We start from the raw sequence: 20406 nt of genomic DNA, 5'->3' as shown, positions 1-20406 counted from the left end.
GGAAATCACATCGAAGTACCGAGCAGACCCCGCGTGATCTGGAAGCCGATGTTGCCCGAGGCAACGGCCTTCGGAACCAGCCGGCGACTCGCGACCGCGGCCAACGTGTCCAGGACGATCTGCGCCTGGTCCCGGCGATCTCCCGAGACGACGGCGTCGAGGTCATCCCCATGCCGGTGCACGGTCGACGGGTCCGAGCTGAGCTGCACCACCGGCACGAACCGCTGGCCCGACAACGTGCCGCCCGCGACATGCGCCAGCACCTGTTGCGCACCACCCGCGCCGAACCCGGTGGCCGTCTCCATCCAGTCCGTGCCCGGCATCCGCATCACGTGCCAGCCGGGTTCGACGTTCCGCTGGCCGTGGGCGATCGTCGGCTCAACCGGGCTCTCGCTCCCGAAGGCCAGGCGGCGGAAAGCCAGATCCGCGAGGAGCTGTCCCCGGGAGGAGAGGAAGACCGTGCCGCCCGCGCTGACGATGGCCGATCCCGCCAGGGCGAACGCCTCCGCCGTCTCGCGAGTCAGCTCGCCGCGGGCCTCCAACGCGACGGTCAGATCGCCGATCCCGCCGGCTGACGGAGTCGGCGCGGACAGCTCGAGCTCGCCGAACCACGAGCGGACGCGATCCGCGACGGCGTCCAGCCCGCCATCACCCTGGATGCTCGCGAACCCGAACCGCGACGGATCAACGCCGGCCTCGACCAAACGCGACCGGAAGTAGTCGTTATGGGTCTTCTCGCAGCCATGCTCCAGCAGCAGGGCCATTCGTACGTTCGGATGCAACAGGTATCCGACCAGCGTCCGGGCGAACGTCTCCTCCGACGACCCACCACTCGAACCACAGCCCTCGGTATGCGGCAGCGCCACCATCCGCGTGACCGCATCCCCGGCCCAGCGCTCCTCCTCGGCCCGGGTGGCAAGTCGTACGGCGATCTGCCCGGAGCAAAGGCTCGTCGGCAGGATCAGCCCGACCTGTTCCGGTACCCGGCGGCCGTCGGCGGCCAGTAGGTCGACCACCGGCGGCTCCATCCCGCTGACGGTCCACAGCTGGGTGAAGTCCTGCCGGAGCACGGCCTGCAGCGAAGTCGTCGGCGTGGTCTGCAACGGCATGCCGTCGAGCGGCGCGTCGCGATCCTCGGCCGGCAGGTCGGTCAAGCGGCGTTGCAGCGGGCCGACCGAGATGCCTTCGCGAGGGCCGGTCTGCTTCCAGTCGCGCCAGATCGAGACCTGGCTGTGGCCGGCCCGTTCGCCCGCGCTCGGCTCGCCGGATGCCACCCGGACGGTGAGGTCGAACGTCTCCGCGGTCAACGCGTCCATCGACGTACCGGTGAGGTAGCGGCCGGCGTCGACGTCCATCTCGTGGTGCAGCCGCTCGTACCGCGCGGTGGTGGTGACGAACTTGATCGTCGGTACGAACGGGAAGTTGGTGATCGACCCGTTCCCAGTGGTGAAGAAGATCAGGTTGCAGCCGCTGCCGACCTGGCCCGCGACGGATTCGAGGTCGTTGCCCGGGCTGTCCATGAAGACGAAACCCGGCCCCGGCAACGGCTCGGCGTAGTCGATGACGTGGTCGAGCCGAACGTCCCGGTCGAGCTTGCGCGCGGCGCCGACCGACTTCAGCACGATGTTGTAAAGCCCTCGGTAAACGTTGCCGCCGCTCGGGTTTCCCTCGGCGGTGTGACCGTGCCAGCCGACGCGTTCCTTGAACGACTGCACGGTTTTCAGAAAGCGCCGGGCCGTCGGCAAATCCCGCACGTTCTTCAGCACGTAACCCTCGGCGCCGATCAGCTCATCCGTTTCAGCCAGTACGGCGGTGCCGCCGTGGCGGATCACCTCGCGCGCGACGGCCCCGGACAACGGGTTCGCGCTGATCCCCGAGAACGCGTCCGACCCGCCGCACTGCAGGCCGATCTTCAGGTCTTTTAGCGGCACCTCGACCCGCTGCTGGGACGCGACAACGTCGATCCACGGCTCGACCGTCTTCGCCGCCTTGGCCAGGTCCTTCTCGAACCCACTGGTCCTGGTGAAGAAGGCATGCGGCACGGTCAGCGCGGGATAGGCGTGCTCGGTCATGAAATCGCGAATGGCCTGGCCGTTGACCACGTCGTCCTCGGTATCGACCACGAGCACGGCGCCGACGTTCGGATTCAGCAGGAACCCGCTCAACGTGGCGAGCAAGAAATGCAGGTTGTTCGGCCGGTTCGACTCGCCGCCTTCGGTGTGCGCGACCGGTACGACGAGCTCATTTTTGAGGCGGATCGCGAGTTCGGTGACGAAGGCGCTGCTGCGGGAGCTGGCGGCCACGAGTACGACGTGGTTCCTGGTGCCGGCCGGGCCGTTGGCGCGCGGATAGCCGAGGAAGGTGGCGGGCCGCTCGACTGGCGAGACCTGGTCGCCGAGGCGGAGGGCCGTCTCGTCCAGGCGGTACGGGTCGAGCGGGACGTTATCCGCGGAGGCCTCTTTGGGGAGGCCCGCCACGCCTCTGTTCGCGACGCTCGCCAGGCTGGTCGGCGTACAGACGTAGTCACCTCTGGCGAGATCCCGGGTCGCCTTGGCGAAAGGGGTCGACCAGGACAGCAGCGGCTCGCCCTTGGTGACGGGGCTCGCGACGAAGCGGTGGCCTTCGAGCACGGTGTGCTTCAGGGTCACCTCGGAGTCGCCGAAGTCGATCACGGTGCCGGGGTCCAGGCGGCGGGAGGCGATCGCCACGTTGTCGCCCGGCTCGGGCAGCACGCCGACCTCGTCGAATCGCATTCGTCTCCTCATGGTGCTTCCGCTGGAATCATGCATCATGCATGATTTACCCTTCCTGATGTGGCCCGACGGGTCAAGGTGCGAGGACGAGATGACCGATATCAGCCCATTACCCGCATCGGCGACTGCCGAGGTTTCGGTGGATCGGCGGTTGTCGCGACGCCAGATGCTCGCCGATGACGTCTATGAGGCGATCAAGGCGATGTTGATGGACCACACGATCAAGCCGGGCGCGCGGATCTCCATCGACGGTCTCGCGCGCGACTTCCAGGTCTCGTCCACGCCGGTGCGCGAGGCGCTGGCCCGACTCGAGTCCGAGGGCCTAGCCGACAAGGAACCACTCAAGGGCTATCGCGCGACCCCGCTGCTGACGCTCGAGGAGTTCGACGACCTGTACGCGTTCCGCCGGTTGATCGAGCCGTGGGCAGCCCGTCGCGCGGCCGAACTGATTGACGCCTCGGGCGCCTCGCAACTGCGGGCCGAGCTGGCCACGGCGGTCGAGCCCACATCAGCGGACTACGCGGGCTACAAGTCGTTGACCGCGCACGACAGCCGGTTCCACTCGCTGGTGGCCGGCCTGTCCGGTAGCGACCAAGTGCGCCTCGCCTTCCAGCGCACCCACTGCCACCTGCACATCTTCCGCCTGCACTACGACCGCGCCACCGGCCCCGAAGTCCTCGTCGAACACCGCCAAATCGTCGAAGCCATCACCTCCGGCGACCCGGATGCGGCCGAACAAGCCATGCAACGCCACCTCGACACCTCAATGGCCCAACGCCTCCGCAAGGTCTACAACGCCTAGCGCCACCGGCCGCCCCTATTCCGAGTGTCGACCCTCGGAATGGGGGGCGGACTCGCGAAATTAGGTAGGCCGACCCCCCATTCCGCGTGCCGACACCCGGAATAGGGAGCGGACTGCACCGGCTAGTGGCGCGCCGGGTTGGTGGTTTCGGTAGAGCGCACAACGAGGCGCTTCGCGGAAGAGTTGTCCCCAGCTGGTCAGGCGGGCGCGTCGCCGTGGTCGGGGATCTCGAGCTGGACGCCGCCTTGCAGGGCGGACTGGTGGGCGATGATGCCGGGCAGGGTGTAGCGGGCGGCTACCCACGCGTTGACCGGGGGCACGGTCTTGTCGGCGACCGCACGGACGAAGTCGTCGGCCAGGAAGTGGTGCGAGCCGTCGTGCCCGTTGTGCAGGCCGGTGAACTCGGCCGGCAGTCGACTCTGATCATGCACCGGCGCCAGCCCGGACAGGAACGCATCACGCAGGGCCGGGTCGACGTGCAGGATGTCCTCGTCGTCGAGGCTGCCGCTGGGCGCCGACTTCAGCAGATCGGTGACGTCCTCGACGCCTTCCTTGGTCTGCCAAACGCTGGTCTCGGCGAGCTGCTCGAAGCTGCCCTCCGTACCGAAGACACGCAGGCGCGACTCCCGGATGTGCGAGGGATAACCGACCCGGCGCATCTCGTTCGTCCGCATCACGCCGCCATCCGCCAGCTTGAACAAGGCCGTCGCGTTGGAGAAGTCGTTGTCGAACTGGCTGACCTCTTTGTCGAACACGCCATCGCCACGGTCATCCTTCACGCCAATGCACGAGACGTGCGTGGCGTGCTGCCCGGTCACCGAAAGCACGTTGCCGACGGCGTGGGTCGGGTAGAGCATCGGCGGGAAGCTCGCGACCTCCTTCCACTTCTCGCCACCGCTGTACTGGTAGGCGGAGTAGAAGCCGAGGTCCATGTCGTGCACGTAATCGCCCTCGGAGTAGAAGACCCGGCCGAACTCGCCCTTGGCCAGCTTCTCCCGGCAGTACACCGAGGAGGGGTAGTAGAAGCTCGTCTCGCCCATCATGTACGTCAGCCCGGTCTCGCGAACCAGCTCGATGATGCGCGCGATCTGGTCGGCCTCGATCGCCATCGGCACGGTCGAATACACGTGCTTGCCGGCTTCGAGAGCCTGGATCGCCATCTCGCCGTGCAACCAGCGCTGGGTGAAGATCGCGATCGCGTCGACATCCGAGGCGAGCATCTCCTCGAACGACTGGTACGTCGTGGAGATGCCCTGCTGCTCGGCCATCGCGGCGAGCCGATCGGGCAGTACGTCGGTGAGCCGGACATCGGTCACGTCGGGATGTGCCTGCCACAGGCGCAGGAACGAAGGGGCGAATTGGCCGGCGCCGACCAGACCGATGCTGAGACTCATGCCCGAAATGCAATCACACATTTCCCGAGCAAGTAAGCACAAATCTCAACATCAGAACTAGACGGTCATCAGGAGTTGGGAGGCGTCGGCCGTGACCACTTCGAGCCGGCCGCCCTCGACCGCACCGAAGGCGCCGATCGGGCCACTGGCAGGCAGGCCCCGGTTGTTGATCCAGAACTCCCAGCCGTCCGGAGCGGGCGGCCACGCCGGATCCGGCGACCAGCCGACCGGCGGTCGCCAGCGCTCGGTGGACGGCACCGGCCAGCTGGGCGGTGAGTTGAATTTATGCACGGGCGGGCGCCTTTCGAGATCTCCCCCGAGATCCAGTGATCTGTTCCGACTGACTGATCAACGACCAGCCCTATGTAAGGTCACGGTCAAATCTCGATCAGATCTCGAGCGTGCACAAGAGGTTTCGATTACTGAGACAGCAGAAATCACGATCTTGCAGGTCAAAGCGTCGGCGGCAGTCCGAATGCTGGGAAGCGCGAGTAGCCGAAGGTGGTGATCTCGCTGATGGCGCCGTTGCTGATCCGCAGGACGTCGAGCTTGAACGCCCGGAACACCGTGTCTCCCGGTCGGCACAAATAGCTCGCCGCGGCCGGCAGCCGGTTGGCCGACGTCGGCACCAGTCGCCAGTCGCCGTCCCGGTCCGGCCCGAAACCCCGCTCCAGCAGTGGGCGCATCGCCTCGAGCCCCTCGAAGATCTGCTGATTCGGCGGCATGGAGATCCGGATGTCCTCGGCTGCGATCGCGATCGCTGCCGCCGCATCGCACCGCTCATGCGCGTCGATGAATCGATCCAGCAGCTCTCGCTCCTCGGCGGTCGGCCGCGGCGCATTCCAGTCCGTACGACGGGCCGGCAGGCGCTGCTGCATCGTCGTACGGGCTCGCTGCAACGCGCTGTTCGCCGCCGCGACACTGGTCTCGAGCAGCGCCGCGGTCTCCCCGGCCGGCCAGCCGAGCACGTCCCGGGCGATCAACGCGGCCCGCTGCCGGGGCGGCAACGACTGCAGCGCGACCAGAAAGGCCAGCTCGATCGTCTCCCGATCAACCACCACCGCGTCCGGCTGATCGGCGGGTGGCGCGATCTCGTCCAGCAGCCGGTCCGGGTACGGCTGCAGCCAGATCGCCTCCACGGCCGAGGCGGCCTGCCGCCTGGCGTGCCGCCGGGACACGTCCAGGCACACGTTGGTCGCGATGCGATAGAGCCAGGCGCGGAAGAACGTCCGTCCGTCGTACCCCTCGCGGCCGCGCCAGGCCCGCAGCAGCGTCTCCTGCACGGCGTCCTCGGCATCGTCGAAGGACGCCAGCATCCGGTAACAGTGCACGTGCAGTTCGCGCCGATACCGGCCGGCGAGGTCGGCGAACGCGGCCTCATCGCCCGCGAACGCCGCCGCCTCGATCGCGCCTTCGACCGACGTGTTCACGGCCGGTCGGGGTTGGCGTCCGGGACCTCCTGAACCGTCCACCCGTTGCCGTCCGGGTCCTCGAACGACAAGAACGTTCCGTACTTGACCCGGTTCGGTTCCAGCCCCGGCTGCTGCCCCTCGGCGGTGAAGTGGAACGGCTCGCTGACGGCGACACCCCGCTCGACCAGCTCAGCCCGCGCGGCCTCGATGTCGTTCACCACCAGATGCGTGCCCTGGTACGACCCGGGCATCGCCTTGGTCACGCCGACGCCGATCGTGATCGAGCACTCCGACCCCGGCGGCGTCAACTGCACCACCCGGAAGGCGTCACCCGCCCGATGATCGACATCCACGTGGAAGCCGAGTTGTTCGGTGTAGAACTTCTTCGCCCGGTCCACATCCGTTACCGGGATGATGACGAGTTCGAGCTTCCAGTCCATGAGTGGCCTCCGCAGTCGGGTCGGTCTCAGTCTGACCGACACTCTTGACCCGTGAAACGACGGCAACGCCGAAAACTCATCGGTCAACCGATGAGTTTTCCTTCGACTTCCTTGTCTCCTGGTTTGCCGATGCGGTCCCCCACGGCCAGACGCGAAAGACGCGACTCGGCCGCACCAGCGGACGCCCAGCCCCGACTCCCCTTCTGCCGCGAGTGGTCACATCTGAACCTCCGCGAGTGGTCCGACGCGACCACTCGCGGCAGAAGGGGACGGGCTGGTCACGGCTTGCCTCGGTGAAACCTCGCCGGTTCGCCGTAGCACTTGGCGGCCCGAGGCTCAGGGGTTGCAGGGGCCCTTCGCGCTGCCGAAGGGGTAGTAGCCGGTCGGCCAGGCTTTGCCCGACTGGTTCAGTGAGGAACGGCCGAGGGCGTAGTACCAGATGTAGGCCATCTTGGCGTAGCCGCAGTTGTTCGGATGCGCCTGATCCGAGAGGTCCTTCGCCGGTACCAGGTGCTGCGGCACGAACCGGACCATCGGCCCCTTCTTCTGCACAATCCCCGGGATCGCGTTGTTGAACGCCGTCCGCTTCGTCGAGACACCCGCCTGCGACGACTTCATCGCGATCAGACTCGCCACGTAGATCCGCGCGGTCGGCCGGGCCCGCCGGATCTTGTCGATCAGCAGGGACAACCGCTGCGGCGCGTGCGCCATGTCGTAGTTCTGCGCGAGATCGTTCGTACCGATGTGCAGCAGCACGACATCCGGTTGGTACAACGCCATGAAGCGGGTGACGTTGGCCGACACCTGGTCGATCCGCCAGCCGATATGGCCCTCGTGGTTGTTGTCGCCCATATGCCCGCTCCGCAGACTTCCGATGAAGTTCGGCGCGAATCCGACCGTATAGAGGCGCTTCCACAGGTCGAGCCGATAACCGACGTGGATGCTGCTCCCGACCCCATACGTGATCGAGTCCCCCAACGGCATCACCTTCAACGGCCGCGCGACCGCCGTCGCGGCCGGCACAGCCTGCGGTACGGCGTACCCGGGCGCAGCGAATTCCGGCTCTGCGCTGGCCGGCGCCGGCTCGGCCGGTTTGCTCGGGACCTCGTACGTCGCTACGGGACCTTCGAAGGGTTCAACCTGCTCAGCCTGTACGGCGTTGGCGGGCGCGGATTCTCTTATGGGATTGGCGTTGGCGGGCAGAACGGCGAAACCGATCGCCGAGACAAGTAATAGCCGGGCGATCCGGGCAATACGCATATGTGCTTTTGTCTCCTCACTGAGGCGGCCGGGGGGCGGACCGCCACAGGAACCTTAAACGCAAACACCCCGCCACACCCAGTCGTCCCACAACTACTCACAGGCCACGCCATCACCATCCCGATCGAGCTTGCGGCTATAGCCCGGCTCTCCGGTATAAAGCGGCGCCACCCCAGCCGCTCGCGCCTCCGAACAGTTCGCGTAATAAGCCGATTCAGGCTCAGTAGTCGGCTCGGTCGTCTCCGGCCGGGTAGTCGTTTTGCGCACCAATGGCGCGGTCACCGTCACCGTCGCGCGTGGCAGGCTGACGGTCACGGTGGGAGCAGGCTGAGGCTCCGCCGTCACGGTCACCGTCGACGTCGGCACCGCCTCGACAACTCGAGCCGGCACGGTCCGTTCGACTGTCACCGTCGGTGCAGGAGCGGCCTTGCCTCCCGTCGTACCGCCCGCGCCACCGACGACCGCCGTACAGCCGCCCATCAGCACCAAGGCGGCCACGCCGAGGCCGGCCGCGAGCCGCCCGCGACTGACCGATCCGTACAGGCCGGCTGGGCCGAGACTGCGCGCACCCCTTTCGTTGAGCCAGAATTTCCAGCCCGACGGCGCCGGCGGCCAGGCCGGATCGGGCCGCCAGCCGCGCGCTGGGCGCCAGTCGGGTGCGGGTGGTGCGGGCCAGCCGGGTGGCGAGTTCCCCCTCTTTGGGGCTACATCTCCAAAACGTCACTCTGCGTTAGTCACGATCGGGACACGTTGTCTGGAACGGCGTTGATGTCTTGACTTCCGGGGCGTGCGGGAAGACCTTGGCAACAGGCGATCGGCATCGTGGGGGGACCATGAATCCGGAGCAGTACGCCGGGGCGGGCACGGCTGTGTCCACGCAGTCCGGCGAGTCCTTGTATGGGGCAACGATCATGCGACTGGCACCGGCGCGGGCCGAGCCAGGGCTGCCGTACGGCGTCGACATCGTCGAGCGCCTGCGGCTGGACGGGCTGCTCGGGCACGTGCTCTGGACCACCGAGTGCCTGCCCACCGACGTCGACGCGCTCACCTTCCGGCGGTTGCGCGACGACGGCTTGCTGCGGGTCCGGTTGCACCTCACCGGGGCCGATCCGCGCGAGCTGCTGGTCGCCGTACAGACGCTGCGCCGGCTCGATGTGCTGATCGAGTACGACCTCGACCTGTTCGGCCATGCGCCACGATTCGCCTCGGTACGGGATGCCGTCGCGGTGCTCAGCACGATCACGGCGGACGGTACGACGCCCGCGTTGTTCCGGGTCGGGCCGGTCTGGAACTGCTCGCCCTGGGTCGCGTCGTTCCATCAGCAGCTGGACGCCGCGGCCGCGCCGTGGATCGGCGAGAACGGCCTGTCCGCACGCCTCGCCCTCGCCTGGGCCGAAGTCGTCGTCGCCGACCGCCTCCTGCTCGGCGTGGCGAGTGCGGCGGCGCAACGAATCGCCCTGCAACGCTTGACGATGCGAAGCAACACCGCCTTGCTCGCACTCGTCTCGCAAGCCGCGGCCGACTTCGAACTCGCGGGCGAAAGCAAACGCCTCGACCCGGCAGCAATCGCAATCCACGTAGCCGACCTGAGCCAAGCCCTGACCGACCTCCACACTCGCTTCCTCAGCCCCCAACTGGCCAGCTAGGGCCTTTGCGGTGGGGAGAGGCAACTGGTGAGCAGGTTGACCAGTGAGCAGATCGACTGCCGTTTGACCGGGACGTAGCCACTTGGCACGCCGCCGCTCGTGGCGATCTGCCGGTACGTCGCGACGGCGTCGGTCGCTCGCCTGGCCAGCGTCGGATCGGTCGCGGCGTCCACGGTGTAGAGGCCGAACCGCGGCCGGTAACTGCCCCACTCGTAGTTGTCGGTGATGCTCCAGTAGTTGTAGCCGATCACGTTCATGCCGTCGGCGCGTGCGCGTTGCAGCCAGTAGATGTGGTCACGCAGATGATCGGACCGGGTGTACCCATCGGCGCGGGCTTTTCCGTTGTCCGTCGGCATGCCGTTTTCGATGATGTAGAGCGGCAGCCCGGGGCGCTTGGCGTGGTAATACCGCAGCGCGTGATAGATCCCGTCCGGCTGCGGATCGATCTTCCAGAGTTCACCATTGACGGCATTGACCGCGGTCAGATTGTCGAGGCTGAGCCCGTAGTAATAGTCGATCCCGATGAAGTCGAGTTTGTCGGCCACTCGATCCCAGAATGCGAGCCCCATCAGGAATTCCGCGGCCGGAACGAACGCGACATTGCTCGATACCGGCGCACCCGGGTCGCGCTGGTGGATCAGGTCGAACGCTCGCCGATGTGCCCGGACCAGCCGGTCGAGCATCACCGGCGCGAGGAACGGATTGATGCCGCCATTACCGATTTCCTGCTGCAGGTAAATCGTGGGCTCGTTGAAGGTGATCCAGTACGCCTGCCGGCCGCGGTAGCGCTCGACCATCGCGCTCGCGTAAGCCATCCACTGGTCGACGATCGACGCGTTCGCCCAACCGCCACGGTCGGCGATCCAGCCGGGATAGACCCAGTGGTCCAACGTGATCATCGGGCGCATCCCGGCCGCCTGGATCCGCCGTACGACGTCGTCGTAGTAGGCCAGCTCGGTCGCGTCCCAGCTGGTGGGAGTCGGCTGGACTCGGGCCCACTCGATGCTGAACCGGAAGACCTTCAGGCCCATCTCGGCGGCCCTGGTGATGTCCTCGCCGTAGCGATGCCGGAAGTCGACGCCGTTGCGGTACGGCTCCTTGCCCGCGGCATACCGCCGCCAGTTGCTGTCCGGGCCGGCGCCCTCGGACTGGAACCCGGAACTGGCCACACCCCACAGGAAGTCAGCCGACAACGGTGGCGGGCCGGCCGCCGCAGGTGCGGACGATCCGAGTAATAGAGCCGCGATCAAGACCAGACAACCCACAACCCTGGCAACCATCTCGGGACCCTCCGTCGTCACTCTCCGTGGAACAGTGGTCACGAATAAAGTGACAGCTTCTCACTTTTCCCGCAAGGGCTTACCGCTGACCAAGTTCCGGAACCACGCTGGGGGAACGTTCCCTTGACAGCGGGTGAACCAGCCGCGAATCTCTCAGAGAGCGCTCTCTGATCCTGCAGGAAAAGGTGCCCCAACCCGGCTCACCGTCCTCTCCTGATTGGCCCCGCCATGTCTAGATTCAGACGCTTGCTCCCGATACCAACGGCCCTGCTACTCGCGTCCGCCTTCGTTGTCGCTCCTGGCGGCGATAACGCCCAAGCGGCCGCACAGGCCTGTGGAACCACGAACATCGCGCAGAACAAACCAGCGACCTCCTCATCCGTCGAGAACGGCGGTACGCCGGCCACGGCCGCAGTGGACGGTAATCCCGGCACTAGATGGGCAAGCGCCTTCGCCGACCCGCAGTGGCTCCAGATCGATCTAGGTTCTACCCAGTCCATCTGCCAGGTAGCGCTCACCTGGGAGACGGCGTACGGCCGGGCGTTTGAGCTACAGGTCTCGGACAACGGCACAAGCTGGAGCCCGATCTACTCGACTACAACCGGCACTGGCGGCACACAGGCGCTGGACGTCACCGGCAGCGGCCGCTACCTGCGGATCCACGGCACGCAACGTGCTACCGGCTGGGGCTACTCACTCTGGGAGGTCGCCGTGCGTACGACCGACGGCGGGACCGGGCCAGTCGTACCGCCGACAGACCCGCGCAACCCGGACTTCGGGCCGAACGTCTTCGTGTTCGGCCCGAGTACGCCGCAGGCCGAGCTGCAGAACCGGCTGAACGTCATCGCGGCCCAGCAGCACACCAACCAGTTCGGGCCCGAGCGCTACGCCACCCTCTTCAAGCCCGGCACGTACAACGCGGACGTGAACCTCGGCTTCTTCACCCAGGTCGCCGGCCTCGGTCTCTCCCCGGACGACGTCAACCTCAACGGCCATGTGCGGGTAGAGGCCGACTGGCTGCAGCAAGGCGACGACCCGAACAACCTCGGCAATGCCACCCAGAACTTCTGGCGTTCGGCGGAGAACCTGGCGGTGACCACACCACCCGGACAGATCGAGCGATGGGCCGTCTCCCAGGCCGCGCCGTACCGTCGCATGCACCTGAAGGGCGCGCCGGAGATCCAGCTCTGGAACGGTGGTGACGGCTGGGCCAGTGGCGGTCTCTTCGCGGACACCAAGATCGACGGCCGGGTCGTCTCCGGCTCGCAGCAGCAGTGGTTCTCGCGGAACTCGGAGTTCGGCAGCTGGGCCGGATCCGTTTGGAACATGGTGTTCCTCGGGGTGAACGGCGCACCGCCGCCACACTTCCCGAACCCCTCCCACACGGTTGTCGGTCAGACGCCTGTCGTCAGGGAGAAGCCGTTCCTCTACATCGACAACGCCGGCAGCTATAGCGTTTTCGTGCCCGCATTGCGGCAGAACACCTCAGGGACGAGCTGGGCGAACGGGCCCGCTGCAGGTACGTCGATCTCGCTGAGCGACTTCTACGTGGTCAAGCCCGGTGCCGCGGTCACGACGATCAATGCCGCGCTAGAGCAGGGGAAACACCTTCTGTTCACTCCTGGCATCTACCACCTCGACGACACGATTCGAGTGACTCGCGCCAACACTGTCGTACTGGGCCTCGGTCTGGCCACACTGCAGCCTGACACCGGCAAGGCGGCTCTGACGGTCGCAGACGTCGACGGGGTCAAGCTGGCCGGATTCCTGGTCGACGCCGGGCCGGTCAACTCGCCCGTACTGATCGAGGTCGGGCCGGCCGGTTCCACCGCGAGCCACGCGGCCAACCCGACTTCACTGCATGACGTCTTCGTCCGGATCGGCGGTGGACCGCAGGTCGGCAAGGCGAGCGTGAGCCTGCGGGTGAACAGCAACAACGTCATCGGCGACCACCTCTGGCTGTGGCGGGCCGACCACGGCAACGCCGTCGGCTGGGACGTGAACACCGCGGCCAACGGACTTGTTGTCAACGGCAACGACGTGACCATGTACGGGTTGTTCGTCGAGCACTACCAGCAGTACGAGACGCTCTGGAACGGCAATGGCGGCCGGACGTACTTCTACCAGAACGAGATGCCGTACGACGTTCCGGAGCAGGCGGGGTGGAGTAGCGGCCCGGGCACTCTCGGCTGGGCGGCGTACAAGGTGGCGGACAACGTGACCACGCATCAGGCCTGGGGCGTTGGCGTCTACTCGTTCTTCCAGACGAATCCGTCGATCGTCGCCAGCCGGGCCTTCGAGGTACCCGACCGGCCAGGCGTGCGCTTCACCAATCTGGTCACGGTCTCACTCGGCGGCGTCGGCACGATCAACCGGATCATCAACAACACCGGCGGCACTTCGAACACCGCGAACCAGGTGAACTACCTGCCTAGCTATCCCTAGTGTCCCGTGTCCGAGGTTGCTTGAGTGATTGCGGTGTTCAGGTGCGTGCATCGCGGTGCTGGAGGAGCGTCCTCGATGCGGAGCATCGTGGATGGTTCTCCAGTGCCGCGAGGTGCGTGCCTGGGCGCCGCAAGCGCCAAGGAACCTCGGACACGGGACACTAAGCTGCGTGACTGAGTTGGCTGAGGCGGTGGGGGGAGACTCCTGCCGCCAAGGCCTGGTCTAGTTCGAGTAGCCGGGCACAGGCGGCGGCGAGGGCGTCGCACTGGCTGGCGTATCCGTCGGCGTACCAGTGGGGTCGTCGGGCTGACGGTCATCGGCGTCGTCGATGTCCGCATACCAGCGTTCCAGTCCCTGGCGGCGGTAGTGCACCACTCGCACCTTGAGCTTCATGCGATCTACGACGCCACGCTCCGGCCGCTGGTTCCAGCCATTCGATCTGCGTCGTAGGGCCTGGCGTGTCGGATTGCAACGTTGTAGAACTAGTTTCTCCGTATCGGTGAGAGGACCGCCCCCATGTCCCGATTCCGTCGGCTGGCCGCAGCGCTGACAGTGCTGCTCCTGGCCACGCCCGCCACCAGTAACGCCGTACCCATGCCAGATTCGACCGAGGCCGTCGTGCACAACTTCCGCAATCCGCTGAACCCCAGCGCGGATCCGTCGGTCATGTACCACCAGGGCAGCTACTACGTCGCCACGACGCGGGGAGACCGCATCGGCATCTGGCGTTCGCCCAGCCTCGCAACGCTGCTCAACGCGCCAGAAGAGGTTGTGTGGCGCGACAGCGACCCGAGCCGCAATACGCAGATGTGGGCGCCGGCGTTCCGCCACGTCGGCTCACGTTGGTACATCTACTACACCGCCTCAGACGGCGTCGACGCGAACCACAGGATGTACGTGCTGGAGTCTGCCGGGGACGACCCGATGGGCCCGTACTCGTTCAAGGCCAAGATCGCCGACTTCGGGGAGTACGCGATCGACGGCGAGCCCATCACGCACAACGGCCAGACGTACTTCGTGTGGACAGGGCCCGGCCGTGGCCAGGGTGGACCGGCACAGCTCTACATAGCCCGGATGAGTAACGCCTGGACGACTACCGGCTCGCGAGTGGCCATACCGGCCAGTGGCGGCTGTACCGAGGTACGCGAGGGCCCGACGCCTCTGTACCGCAATGGCCGGACGTTCCTGACGTACTCGACTTGCGACACCGGCAAGCCCGACTACCAGTTGTGGATGAAGAGCATCGCGAACGGCGCGGACCCGATGGTCGCGGCCAACTGGACGCAGCACGCCGGACCGGTGTTCTCCCGCAACGACGCGACGGGCGTGTGGGGACCCGGGCACCACTCGTTCTTCAAGTCGCCGGACGGCACCGAGGACTGGATCGCGTACCACGGCAAGAACACCAGCGCCTACACGTACGCCTTCCGCACCACCCGAGCCCAGCGCTTCACCTGGAACGCGGACGGCACGCCGAACTTCGGCCGTCCCCTCGCCGCGGGCGCCACGCAGAACCTGCCCGCGGGTGATCCCGGCGCCGCGACGCGCTGGATCAACGACACCGATATCGGCACGGGCCCGTGGCAGGTGGAGTACGCCGGTGCGTGGTCGTCCGGTTCGGGCTGTGGCGTCCAGTGTTTCTGGGGTAACGACCACTGGAGTGGCGTGACCAACGCGACCGCGACGATCCGGTTCGACGGCACCCAGGTCGGCCTGCTCAGCGTCCGCGATCGCGGTAACGGCATCGCCGCCATCTCGATCGACGGTGGTCCCGAACAGCGGGTCGACTTCCACAGCGACATCCGGGTCGGCGAGGAGCTCAACTACCTCAGCCCGGTACTGCCGCCGGGGCCGCACACGCTCCGGATCCGCGTCACCGGCGAGCGCAATCCGAACTCCAGTGCCACCGTGATCAGCATGGACCGGGTCGAGGTCTGGGGCGCTGGTTCCTGACTCGGGATTGAACTGGAATAGGAGGGCACTGCCCGTTGTCGGAAGCACCTGGGACAATGCCCGGGTGCCCGAGACCACGAGCCGTGCCCTCCTGACCGCCCAGTCCACGCTGTGGCGGCAGATCCTGGTGCACCCGTTCGTCACCGAGACCTCGGCCGGCACGCTGCCCGCGGCCACCTTCGACCGCTGGCTGGTCGAGGACCACTACTTCGTCCGGGCTTTCCGGGACTTCCTCTCCGAGCTGACTGCGGTCGCGCCGTCCGACGAGGCCCGTGCCGTGCTCGCGGGTGGCCTGGCCGCGCTCGAGCCCGAGCTGGCGCTGTTCGAGACCGAGGCCGCCGCTCGTGGGTTGGACCTCGACGTCGAGCCCTCCCCGATCAACCTCGGCTATTCGTCGTACCTGCTGGCCTCCGTTCGGGACGGCTGGCCCGTCGGCATCACTGTGCTGTACGGCGTGGAGAAGGCCTACTACGACGCGTGGGCCTCGGTCCGCGACACCACGCCAGCCGGTACGCCGTACGCGAGGTTTATCGCGAATTGGTCCTCTCCCGACTTCGCGGCGTACGTCGAGGACCTGGCGGGCCTGGTCGACCAGCTGGAGCTGACCCGTGAGCTGGATGTGGCGTTCGGGCGGGTGGCACGGTTCGAAGTGGCCTTCTGGGATCTGGTACACGGATGAGGTTCTTCCTGGCCAAGGTGCTGCCGATCTCCGTGGCGGCCATCGCCGTGATCGTCTTCGGCGTCTATTCGGGCTACGTCGCGTCCGAGGCGTTGCCGGCCTTTCCCGGCGAGAGCGCGGCGCCGGACCCGGACGGCACCGGCACGCCTAGCCCGGATATCAACCTGATCCGCAAGCAGCCGATCCCGAACAACCTGCCGGGGCTGGTCGCGAGGGAGCTGGACTACCGCGCGGTGGACTTCGACCTGCGCACCAAGCCGAACCCCGCGGTCACGGTGGGCCTGCACGTGCCGCGCGGCTGGACCTACCGCTCGTACCCCAAGGAACCGTGGCAGGTCCGCTACATCGACCCGACCGGCGAGCGCGCACTCCGGATCGAGTCGGGCTTCGCCCCGCTGCGCGGCACCATCGAGATGATGAACAGCCACATCGCGGAGCTGGTCAGCAGCCAGCCGCCGGAAAACGACCTCCGCGTCATCTCCCGAGAGAACGACACGGTCGTGGACGTCAACGGCAACTCCCGCAAGGTCTCGACGCTGGTCTACACGTACGTCCCCTCCAAGACCCTGCGCTACGTGACCGTCCGCTGGATCGCCCTCAACGGCGAAAAGGCCGCCGTCGAAATGACCGTCAACGGCCTCCCCCAAGACACCAAAGCCCTCACCGCCATCCTCGAAGAAGCCACCCGCACGGTCGTCCGCTCCAACCTCCCCAACTGATCAAAGCCAATTCCGAACTTATCGGAGCGTTACGGTGTCAAAAGTGGCGAACGGACGGGGATGGGAGGTGTGCGTTGGGAGTTCTGCGGACGGTCGCGGCCGTGCTCGGCATCATGGTGCTGGGCGGCGGTAGTGGGTATGCGGCCGGGCACATCGCCGGGCAGGAGCGCGATGACTCCCGGGCCCAACCTGAGCAGACCCCATCGGTCACGCCCAGCCATACGCCGAGTAGTCCGCGGACTCGCTACCCCGTCGTGGGCGGCAAGATGCCCGCACTGGATCTGGACGACATCGTCTTTGTCGAGCGCAATCTCGAGCTGACCGGTGAGGTCGAGTCGGACGTCAAGCTGGAGGTTCCCCGGGGTTGGCGAGACACGCTGCAGCCCGGCGGGGACGAGGTGCGTTTCACCAAACAGGGGCCTGACCCTCGCTTTATCCGCGTGGTGGCCGGCTTTTCCATGGTCGAGACGCCACTCAGTAGGGCGGCCAGGGAGCGCAAGAACGTAGCCGACACCTTGACGTATGAGAACGATCCGAAGGTTGACCCTGTGGTTGCTGGGGCAATTATCGGCACGGACGGAGAGAAGCGGCTGTTCCAGAGTTTCCGCTACACGTTCATCTCGCAGAGCCAGGGCCTCAAGCTGGTGATCTACCGGTACGTGGCGTTCGAGGGCAACCCGAACGTGGCGGTGATGATGGCCGTGTCCGGGATGCCCAAGGATGAGAAGGCGTTGACGGGCGTGTTGGATCGGGCCACGAAGACTGTTGTGCGGAGCAACTGAATTCGGAGTCAACCTTTTGGTGGGGTGGGGGCATCCAAGGTGTGCGCGGTCGTTTTGGCCGGGCTTACCGATCGGGGAGGATCCATCATGAACCGCAGGACGAGTTTGGTTGCACTTGCCGGGGCATTGCTGATCGCTGGAGGGTTCGCGGTTACAGCGGCGGCCGCGCCGACCGGCGTCACGAGCGACGACGCGAGCAAGGTTGTTGCTGTTGGCAAGGGGTCGTTGGACGCGGGCAAGTTGGCCTATCACCGCAAGTGCTGGGGTGTGAAGCCGAGTCCGGGGCACGGTTGTGAGGTCTCGGCCGTGGTGCCGAAGGCGTGGAAGCTAACCAAGCTGTCGACGTATCACGCGCGCTTCGACGACAGCTCGCGCACGTGGATGTTGCGGATCGACGGCAACCTGCCCGGTACCAAGTCCACCTCCGCGGCCGCTCTCGCCAAGCAGCGGGCCCTGCGCGGAACGCCTGGGCTGAAGGTCATCTCGCGCGTGTCGGCCAAGGTACGTTCGGATCTGCCGGACCACTCGGTGATGGCGGTCACGACGCTGACCTACAGCTATACCGATGGCGCTCGCGGGACGCGGTTGGTCACCACGCGGTACGTCGCGCCGTACGAGCAGGGGGCGGCGAACCACGCGTACATCGAGATCACCGCGGCTGGTGGTACCAAGGACAAGGCGGGTCTGCAAGCACTCGTCACCAAGGCCACGAAGACCGTCGCGCTGGCCGGCTAAACGCCCTGGTGAGCGTCAGGCGTGGAGGGCGATGGAGCTGGGCTGACGTACGTCGTGCGGGGCGTCGGCGCTGCTGAGGCGCTGGGCGGTGAACCCGGCGGCGGCGCTGACCAGCCAGAGCAGCAGGGCCGCGATGATCCAGCGACGACGGCGCCGGCGGCGATCCCGGCGCTCGACCAGTTCGTCCGGCCAGCTGGCCTTCTTCTCGACCTCACCGGCTTTCGCGTCCACCAAAGCCGCCGGTTTGTCCACAGCCTCGACGACCTCGGCCTCTGCGGTTTCAACCGGAGGGGCTTCGGCGGCCTTCTTGGCAGAGGTCGAGCCGCCGGCCACGGTGGGCGAGGCGAGGGTGTGCGGGTCGTCGCCCCCGATGGTCGGGGCGGCGGCCACCGCGCCGGGCACGAAGTGGCGGGTGGTCTCGTTGAGGCCGCCGACGAGTTCGCGGGTGAAGGTCTCGATATCGGGCCAGCGCTTCTCCCGGTTCGGGTCGAGGGCGCGCACGATGGCGTCGTCGATCCGGTCCGGTACGGCGATGCCGAGGCTGCTCGGCGGCTCGGGCGCGTCGACCCGGCCGGCGGCGCCGAGGCCGTCGACCTGGTGCGGCGAGCGGCCGGTCAGCGCGGCATACGCGACGGCGCCGAGGGAGTACTGGTCGGCGCGCTCGTCGAGGCGCTCGCCCATGGCCTGCTCGGGCGCGACGTACGACGGGGTGCCGCCGGGCATGGTGATTCGGGAGACCTCGTCGAGTGCCTTGCCGAGGCCCAGGTCGGAGAGCACAGCTCGCTCGCCGTCGTCCGTACTGCGGAACAAAACGTTCGCGGGTTTCACGTCACGGTGCAGTAGGCCTCGTCGGTGCAGCGCCTGCAGGCCCCGGCCGACCTGGACGATGACGCCTACGGCCGCCTCGGGGCCGAGCGGCGCCTGCTTGAGGCGCTCGGCCAGCGTGCCGCGGTCGGCGTACGTGAGGACCAGGAAGGGGCGGCCGTCCTCCAGCTCACCCACGTCGTGGACCTGCATGACGTGCTCGGACTCGACCCGGCGCAGGAACCGGCCCTCCTCCAGGAAGCGCCGCCGGACGGTCTCATCGTGGGCCCAGTTGTCCGCCAGGACCTTGACCGCGACCTCGGCGTCCAGCTGTTCGTCATAGGCCAGCCACACCGTGGCGAACCCGCCTGAGCCCAGGCGGCGTCGCACGGCGTACCGGCCAAGCCTGATCGGAACCCCCATGCAGGGCATTATGGAGTATTGGAGGCCCATAACCTGTGGGCGGGACGACTACGAAGGATCAGATGAGCGACAGCGGCACCACGCCTGAGGACCTCGGCGCCCTGGCCGAACGGGCCGCCAAGGGCGACACGGCGGCCATGGACGACCTACTCCGGGCGATCCGGCCGCGGGTGCTGCGGATCTGCAAGAGCGTCCTGCCGTACAGCGCTGACGCCGAGGACGCGGCCCAGGAGGCGATGCTGAACGTCGCCACCAAGATCCACACCTACTCGGGCCGGAGCAGCTTCAGCACCTGGATGCACTCCGTCGCGGCCAACTCCGCCCGCTCGACCTATCGCAAGCTCAAGCGCAGCGCCCAGGCGGCGCACAGCCCAGAGCAGATGGAGAAGCCGGACCCGCGGACCACCAGCGTCATCGCCGGCACCCGGCTGGACCTGCTGGAGGCCCTGGAGGCGCTCGAGCGCGACCGCCCGCAGATGGTCACGCCGCTGGTACTGCGCGATGTGTACGGCCTGACGTACGAGGAGATCGCGGCCGAGGTCGGCGCACCGCTGGGCACGATCAAGTCCCGCATCCACGACGCCCGCGAGGTCGTCCGCCCCATGCTCCGCCCCAAAGACTGACCCGGATTTCCACCGCGACTGGGCACCCCTGGTCTGCGCGGCAGGCGGCTGCCGGATCGCCGCGCAGACCGGATGTGACCACTCGCGGCACAGGGCCGGTTTGTGCTCAGATGGGCTGCTTGACGTCCTCCTCCGCCTGAAGGCGGGGGATTCCATCCCACTACCCGGAGGTAGCGAGATGAGGTTCGCGGATCATCGCCGTGCCCGACTGCGCAAGAAGGCTTACCGCGCTGCCACGACCCGTCCGGCCGCGGTC

19 protein-coding genes are annotated in these 20406 nt (G+C 67.1%); 9 read left to right on the top strand and 10 right to left on the bottom strand.

Going from position 1 to position 20406, the window contains the following annotated elements; genetic code table 11:
* Positions 1-5 precede the first annotated feature (5 nt).
* Entirely contained in the window at positions 6-2753 is a 2748-nt protein-coding gene (locus tag OG394_RS28935; protein ID WP_328990271.1) for a UxaA family hydrolase, read from the bottom strand.
* A 91-nt stretch (positions 2754-2844) separates the two neighbouring features.
* Here OG394_RS28935 and OG394_RS28930 point away from each other — a divergent pair, with 91 nt between their 5' ends.
* Positions 2845-3555, top strand: a complete 711-nt coding sequence (locus OG394_RS28930) for a GntR family transcriptional regulator (RefSeq protein WP_328990270.1) — start codon at positions 2845-2847, stop codon at positions 3553-3555.
* A gap of 197 nt (positions 3556-3752) precedes the next feature.
* Here OG394_RS28930 and OG394_RS28925 read toward each other — a convergent pair whose 3' ends face one another.
* From OG394_RS28925 to OG394_RS28900, 6 genes are all read right to left on the bottom strand, one after another.
* The gene (locus OG394_RS28925; protein ID WP_328990269.1) at positions 3753-4949 is read right to left on the bottom strand and encodes a Gfo/Idh/MocA family protein; all 1197 of its coding nucleotides are present in this window, start codon (positions 4947-4949) and stop codon (positions 3753-3755) included.
* A 57-nt stretch (positions 4950-5006) separates the two neighbouring features.
* On the bottom strand, positions 5007-5240 hold the full coding sequence (locus OG394_RS28920; RefSeq protein WP_328990268.1) for a hypothetical protein: 234 nt from the start codon (positions 5238-5240) through the stop codon (positions 5007-5009).
* A 161-nt stretch (positions 5241-5401) separates the two neighbouring features.
* Positions 5402-6379, bottom strand: coding sequence for an RNA polymerase subunit sigma-70 (locus OG394_RS28915; RefSeq protein WP_328990267.1), 978 nt, complete (start codon positions 6377-6379; stop codon positions 5402-5404).
* Positions 6376-6801 (bottom strand): glyoxalase superfamily protein, encoded by a 426-nt coding sequence (locus tag OG394_RS28910; protein WP_328990266.1) that lies wholly within the window; start codon positions 6799-6801, stop codon positions 6376-6378. The genes OG394_RS28915 and OG394_RS28910 overlap by 4 nt, the downstream gene beginning before the upstream one ends.
* Positions 6802-7137: 336 nt before the next feature.
* The gene (locus OG394_RS28905) at positions 7138-8061 is read right to left on the bottom strand and encodes an SGNH/GDSL hydrolase family protein (RefSeq protein ID WP_328990265.1); all 924 of its coding nucleotides are present in this window, start codon (positions 8059-8061) and stop codon (positions 7138-7140) included.
* A gap of 93 nt (positions 8062-8154) precedes the next feature.
* A complete protein-coding gene (locus OG394_RS28900; RefSeq protein WP_328990264.1) occupies positions 8155-8559 on the bottom strand; it encodes an excalibur calcium-binding domain-containing protein in 405 nt (134 codons plus the stop codon).
* Positions 8560-8894: 335 nt separating this feature from the next.
* Between OG394_RS28900 and OG394_RS28895 the strand changes: the two genes are divergently transcribed.
* Entirely contained in the window at positions 8895-9707 is an 813-nt protein-coding gene (locus tag OG394_RS28895) for a hypothetical protein (RefSeq protein WP_328990263.1), read from the top strand.
* Here OG394_RS28895 and OG394_RS28890 read toward each other — a convergent pair.
* Complete coding sequence (locus OG394_RS28890; protein WP_328990262.1) at positions 9704-10987, bottom strand: glycoside hydrolase family 1 protein; 1284 nt, start codon at positions 10985-10987, stop codon at positions 9704-9706. The two genes, OG394_RS28895 and OG394_RS28890, sit on opposite strands and share 4 nt — an antisense overlap.
* A gap of 246 nt (positions 10988-11233) precedes the next feature.
* Here OG394_RS28890 and OG394_RS28885 point away from each other — a divergent pair, with 246 nt between their 5' ends.
* Positions 11234-13432 carry a discoidin domain-containing protein gene (locus OG394_RS28885; RefSeq protein ID WP_328990261.1) on the top strand — a complete coding sequence of 733 codons (2199 nt, stop codon included), beginning with the start codon at positions 11234-11236 and terminating at the stop codon, positions 13430-13432.
* A 222-nt stretch (positions 13433-13654) separates the two neighbouring features.
* On the opposite strand, the gene OG394_RS28880 is transcribed toward OG394_RS28885, so the two are convergent.
* A complete protein-coding gene (locus tag OG394_RS28880; RefSeq protein WP_328990260.1) occupies positions 13655-13825 on the bottom strand; it encodes a hypothetical protein in 171 nt (56 codons plus the stop codon).
* A 123-nt stretch (positions 13826-13948) separates the two neighbouring features.
* Here OG394_RS28880 and OG394_RS28875 point away from each other — a divergent pair, with 123 nt between their 5' ends.
* The 5 genes from OG394_RS28875 to OG394_RS28855 all read left to right on the top strand — a co-directional run bounded on the left by OG394_RS28875 (position 13949) and on the right by OG394_RS28855 (position 18300).
* Positions 13949-15385: a family 43 glycosylhydrolase gene (locus tag OG394_RS28875; RefSeq protein WP_328990259.1), complete on the top strand. Its 1437-nt coding sequence runs from the start codon at positions 13949-13951 to the stop codon at positions 15383-15385.
* A gap of 64 nt (positions 15386-15449) precedes the next feature.
* Positions 15450-16064, top strand: a complete 615-nt coding sequence (locus OG394_RS28870) for a transcriptional regulator (RefSeq protein WP_328990258.1) — start codon at positions 15450-15452, stop codon at positions 16062-16064.
* Positions 16061-16783: a hypothetical protein gene (locus OG394_RS28865; RefSeq protein WP_328990257.1), complete on the top strand. Its 723-nt coding sequence runs from the start codon at positions 16061-16063 to the stop codon at positions 16781-16783. The genes OG394_RS28870 and OG394_RS28865 overlap by 4 nt, the downstream gene beginning before the upstream one ends.
* Before the next feature lie 74 nt (positions 16784-16857).
* Entirely contained in the window at positions 16858-17565 is a 708-nt protein-coding gene (locus tag OG394_RS28860; RefSeq protein WP_328990256.1) for a hypothetical protein, read from the top strand.
* 87 nt (positions 17566-17652) lie between these two features.
* The gene (locus OG394_RS28855; RefSeq protein WP_328990255.1) at positions 17653-18300 is read left to right on the top strand and encodes a hypothetical protein; all 648 of its coding nucleotides are present in this window, start codon (positions 17653-17655) and stop codon (positions 18298-18300) included.
* A gap of 15 nt (positions 18301-18315) precedes the next feature.
* Here the strand turns inward: OG394_RS28855 and OG394_RS28850 are convergent, their stop codons facing one another.
* Complete coding sequence (locus tag OG394_RS28850) at positions 18316-19527, bottom strand: serine/threonine-protein kinase (RefSeq protein ID WP_328990254.1); 1212 nt, start codon at positions 19525-19527, stop codon at positions 18316-18318.
* A 62-nt stretch (positions 19528-19589) separates the two neighbouring features.
* Here OG394_RS28850 and OG394_RS28845 point away from each other — a divergent pair, with 62 nt between their 5' ends.
* Positions 19590-20150: an RNA polymerase sigma factor gene (locus OG394_RS28845; protein WP_328990253.1), complete on the top strand. Its 561-nt coding sequence runs from the start codon at positions 19590-19592 to the stop codon at positions 20148-20150.
* Positions 20151-20406 lie beyond the last annotated feature (256 nt).

It is taken from the genome of Kribbella sp. NBC_01245 (assembly GCF_036226525.1).
GTDB lineage: Bacteria > Actinomycetota > Actinomycetes > Propionibacteriales > Kribbellaceae > Kribbella.
Note: the sequence above shows the minus strand (reverse complement) of the source record. Positions and strands in the feature narration are given on the sequence as shown.

Coding starts and splice junctions, on each gene's coding strand:
- OG394_RS28935 (WP_328990271.1), bottom strand. CDS start 2,753: ATGCGATTCGACGAGGTCGGCGTGCTGCCCGAGCCGGGCGACAACGTG.
- OG394_RS28930 (WP_328990270.1), top strand. CDS start 2,845: ATGACCGATATCAGCCCATTACCCGCATCGGCGACTGCCGAGGTTTCG.
- OG394_RS28925 (WP_328990269.1), bottom strand. CDS start 4,949: ATGAGTCTCAGCATCGGTCTGGTCGGCGCCGGCCAATTCGCCCCTTCG.
- OG394_RS28910 (WP_328990266.1), bottom strand. CDS start 6,801: ATGGACTGGAAGCTCGAACTCGTCATCATCCCGGTAACGGATGTGGAC.
- OG394_RS28905 (WP_328990265.1), bottom strand. CDS start 8,061: ATGCGTATTGCCCGGATCGCCCGGCTATTACTTGTCTCGGCGATCGGT.
- OG394_RS28895 (WP_328990263.1), top strand. CDS start 8,895: ATGAATCCGGAGCAGTACGCCGGGGCGGGCACGGCTGTGTCCACGCAG.
- OG394_RS28890 (WP_328990262.1), bottom strand. CDS start 10,987: ATGGTTGCCAGGGTTGTGGGTTGTCTGGTCTTGATCGCGGCTCTATTA.
- OG394_RS28880 (WP_328990260.1), bottom strand. CDS start 13,825: ATGAAGCTCAAGGTGCGAGTGGTGCACTACCGCCGCCAGGGACTGGAA.
- OG394_RS28875 (WP_328990259.1), top strand. CDS start 13,949: ATGTCCCGATTCCGTCGGCTGGCCGCAGCGCTGACAGTGCTGCTCCTG.
- OG394_RS28865 (WP_328990257.1), top strand. CDS start 16,061: ATGAGGTTCTTCCTGGCCAAGGTGCTGCCGATCTCCGTGGCGGCCATC.
- OG394_RS28855 (WP_328990255.1), top strand. CDS start 17,653: ATGAACCGCAGGACGAGTTTGGTTGCACTTGCCGGGGCATTGCTGATC.
- OG394_RS28850 (WP_328990254.1), bottom strand. CDS start 19,527: ATGGGGGTTCCGATCAGGCTTGGCCGGTACGCCGTGCGACGCCGCCTG.
- OG394_RS28845 (WP_328990253.1), top strand. CDS start 19,590: ATGAGCGACAGCGGCACCACGCCTGAGGACCTCGGCGCCCTGGCCGAA.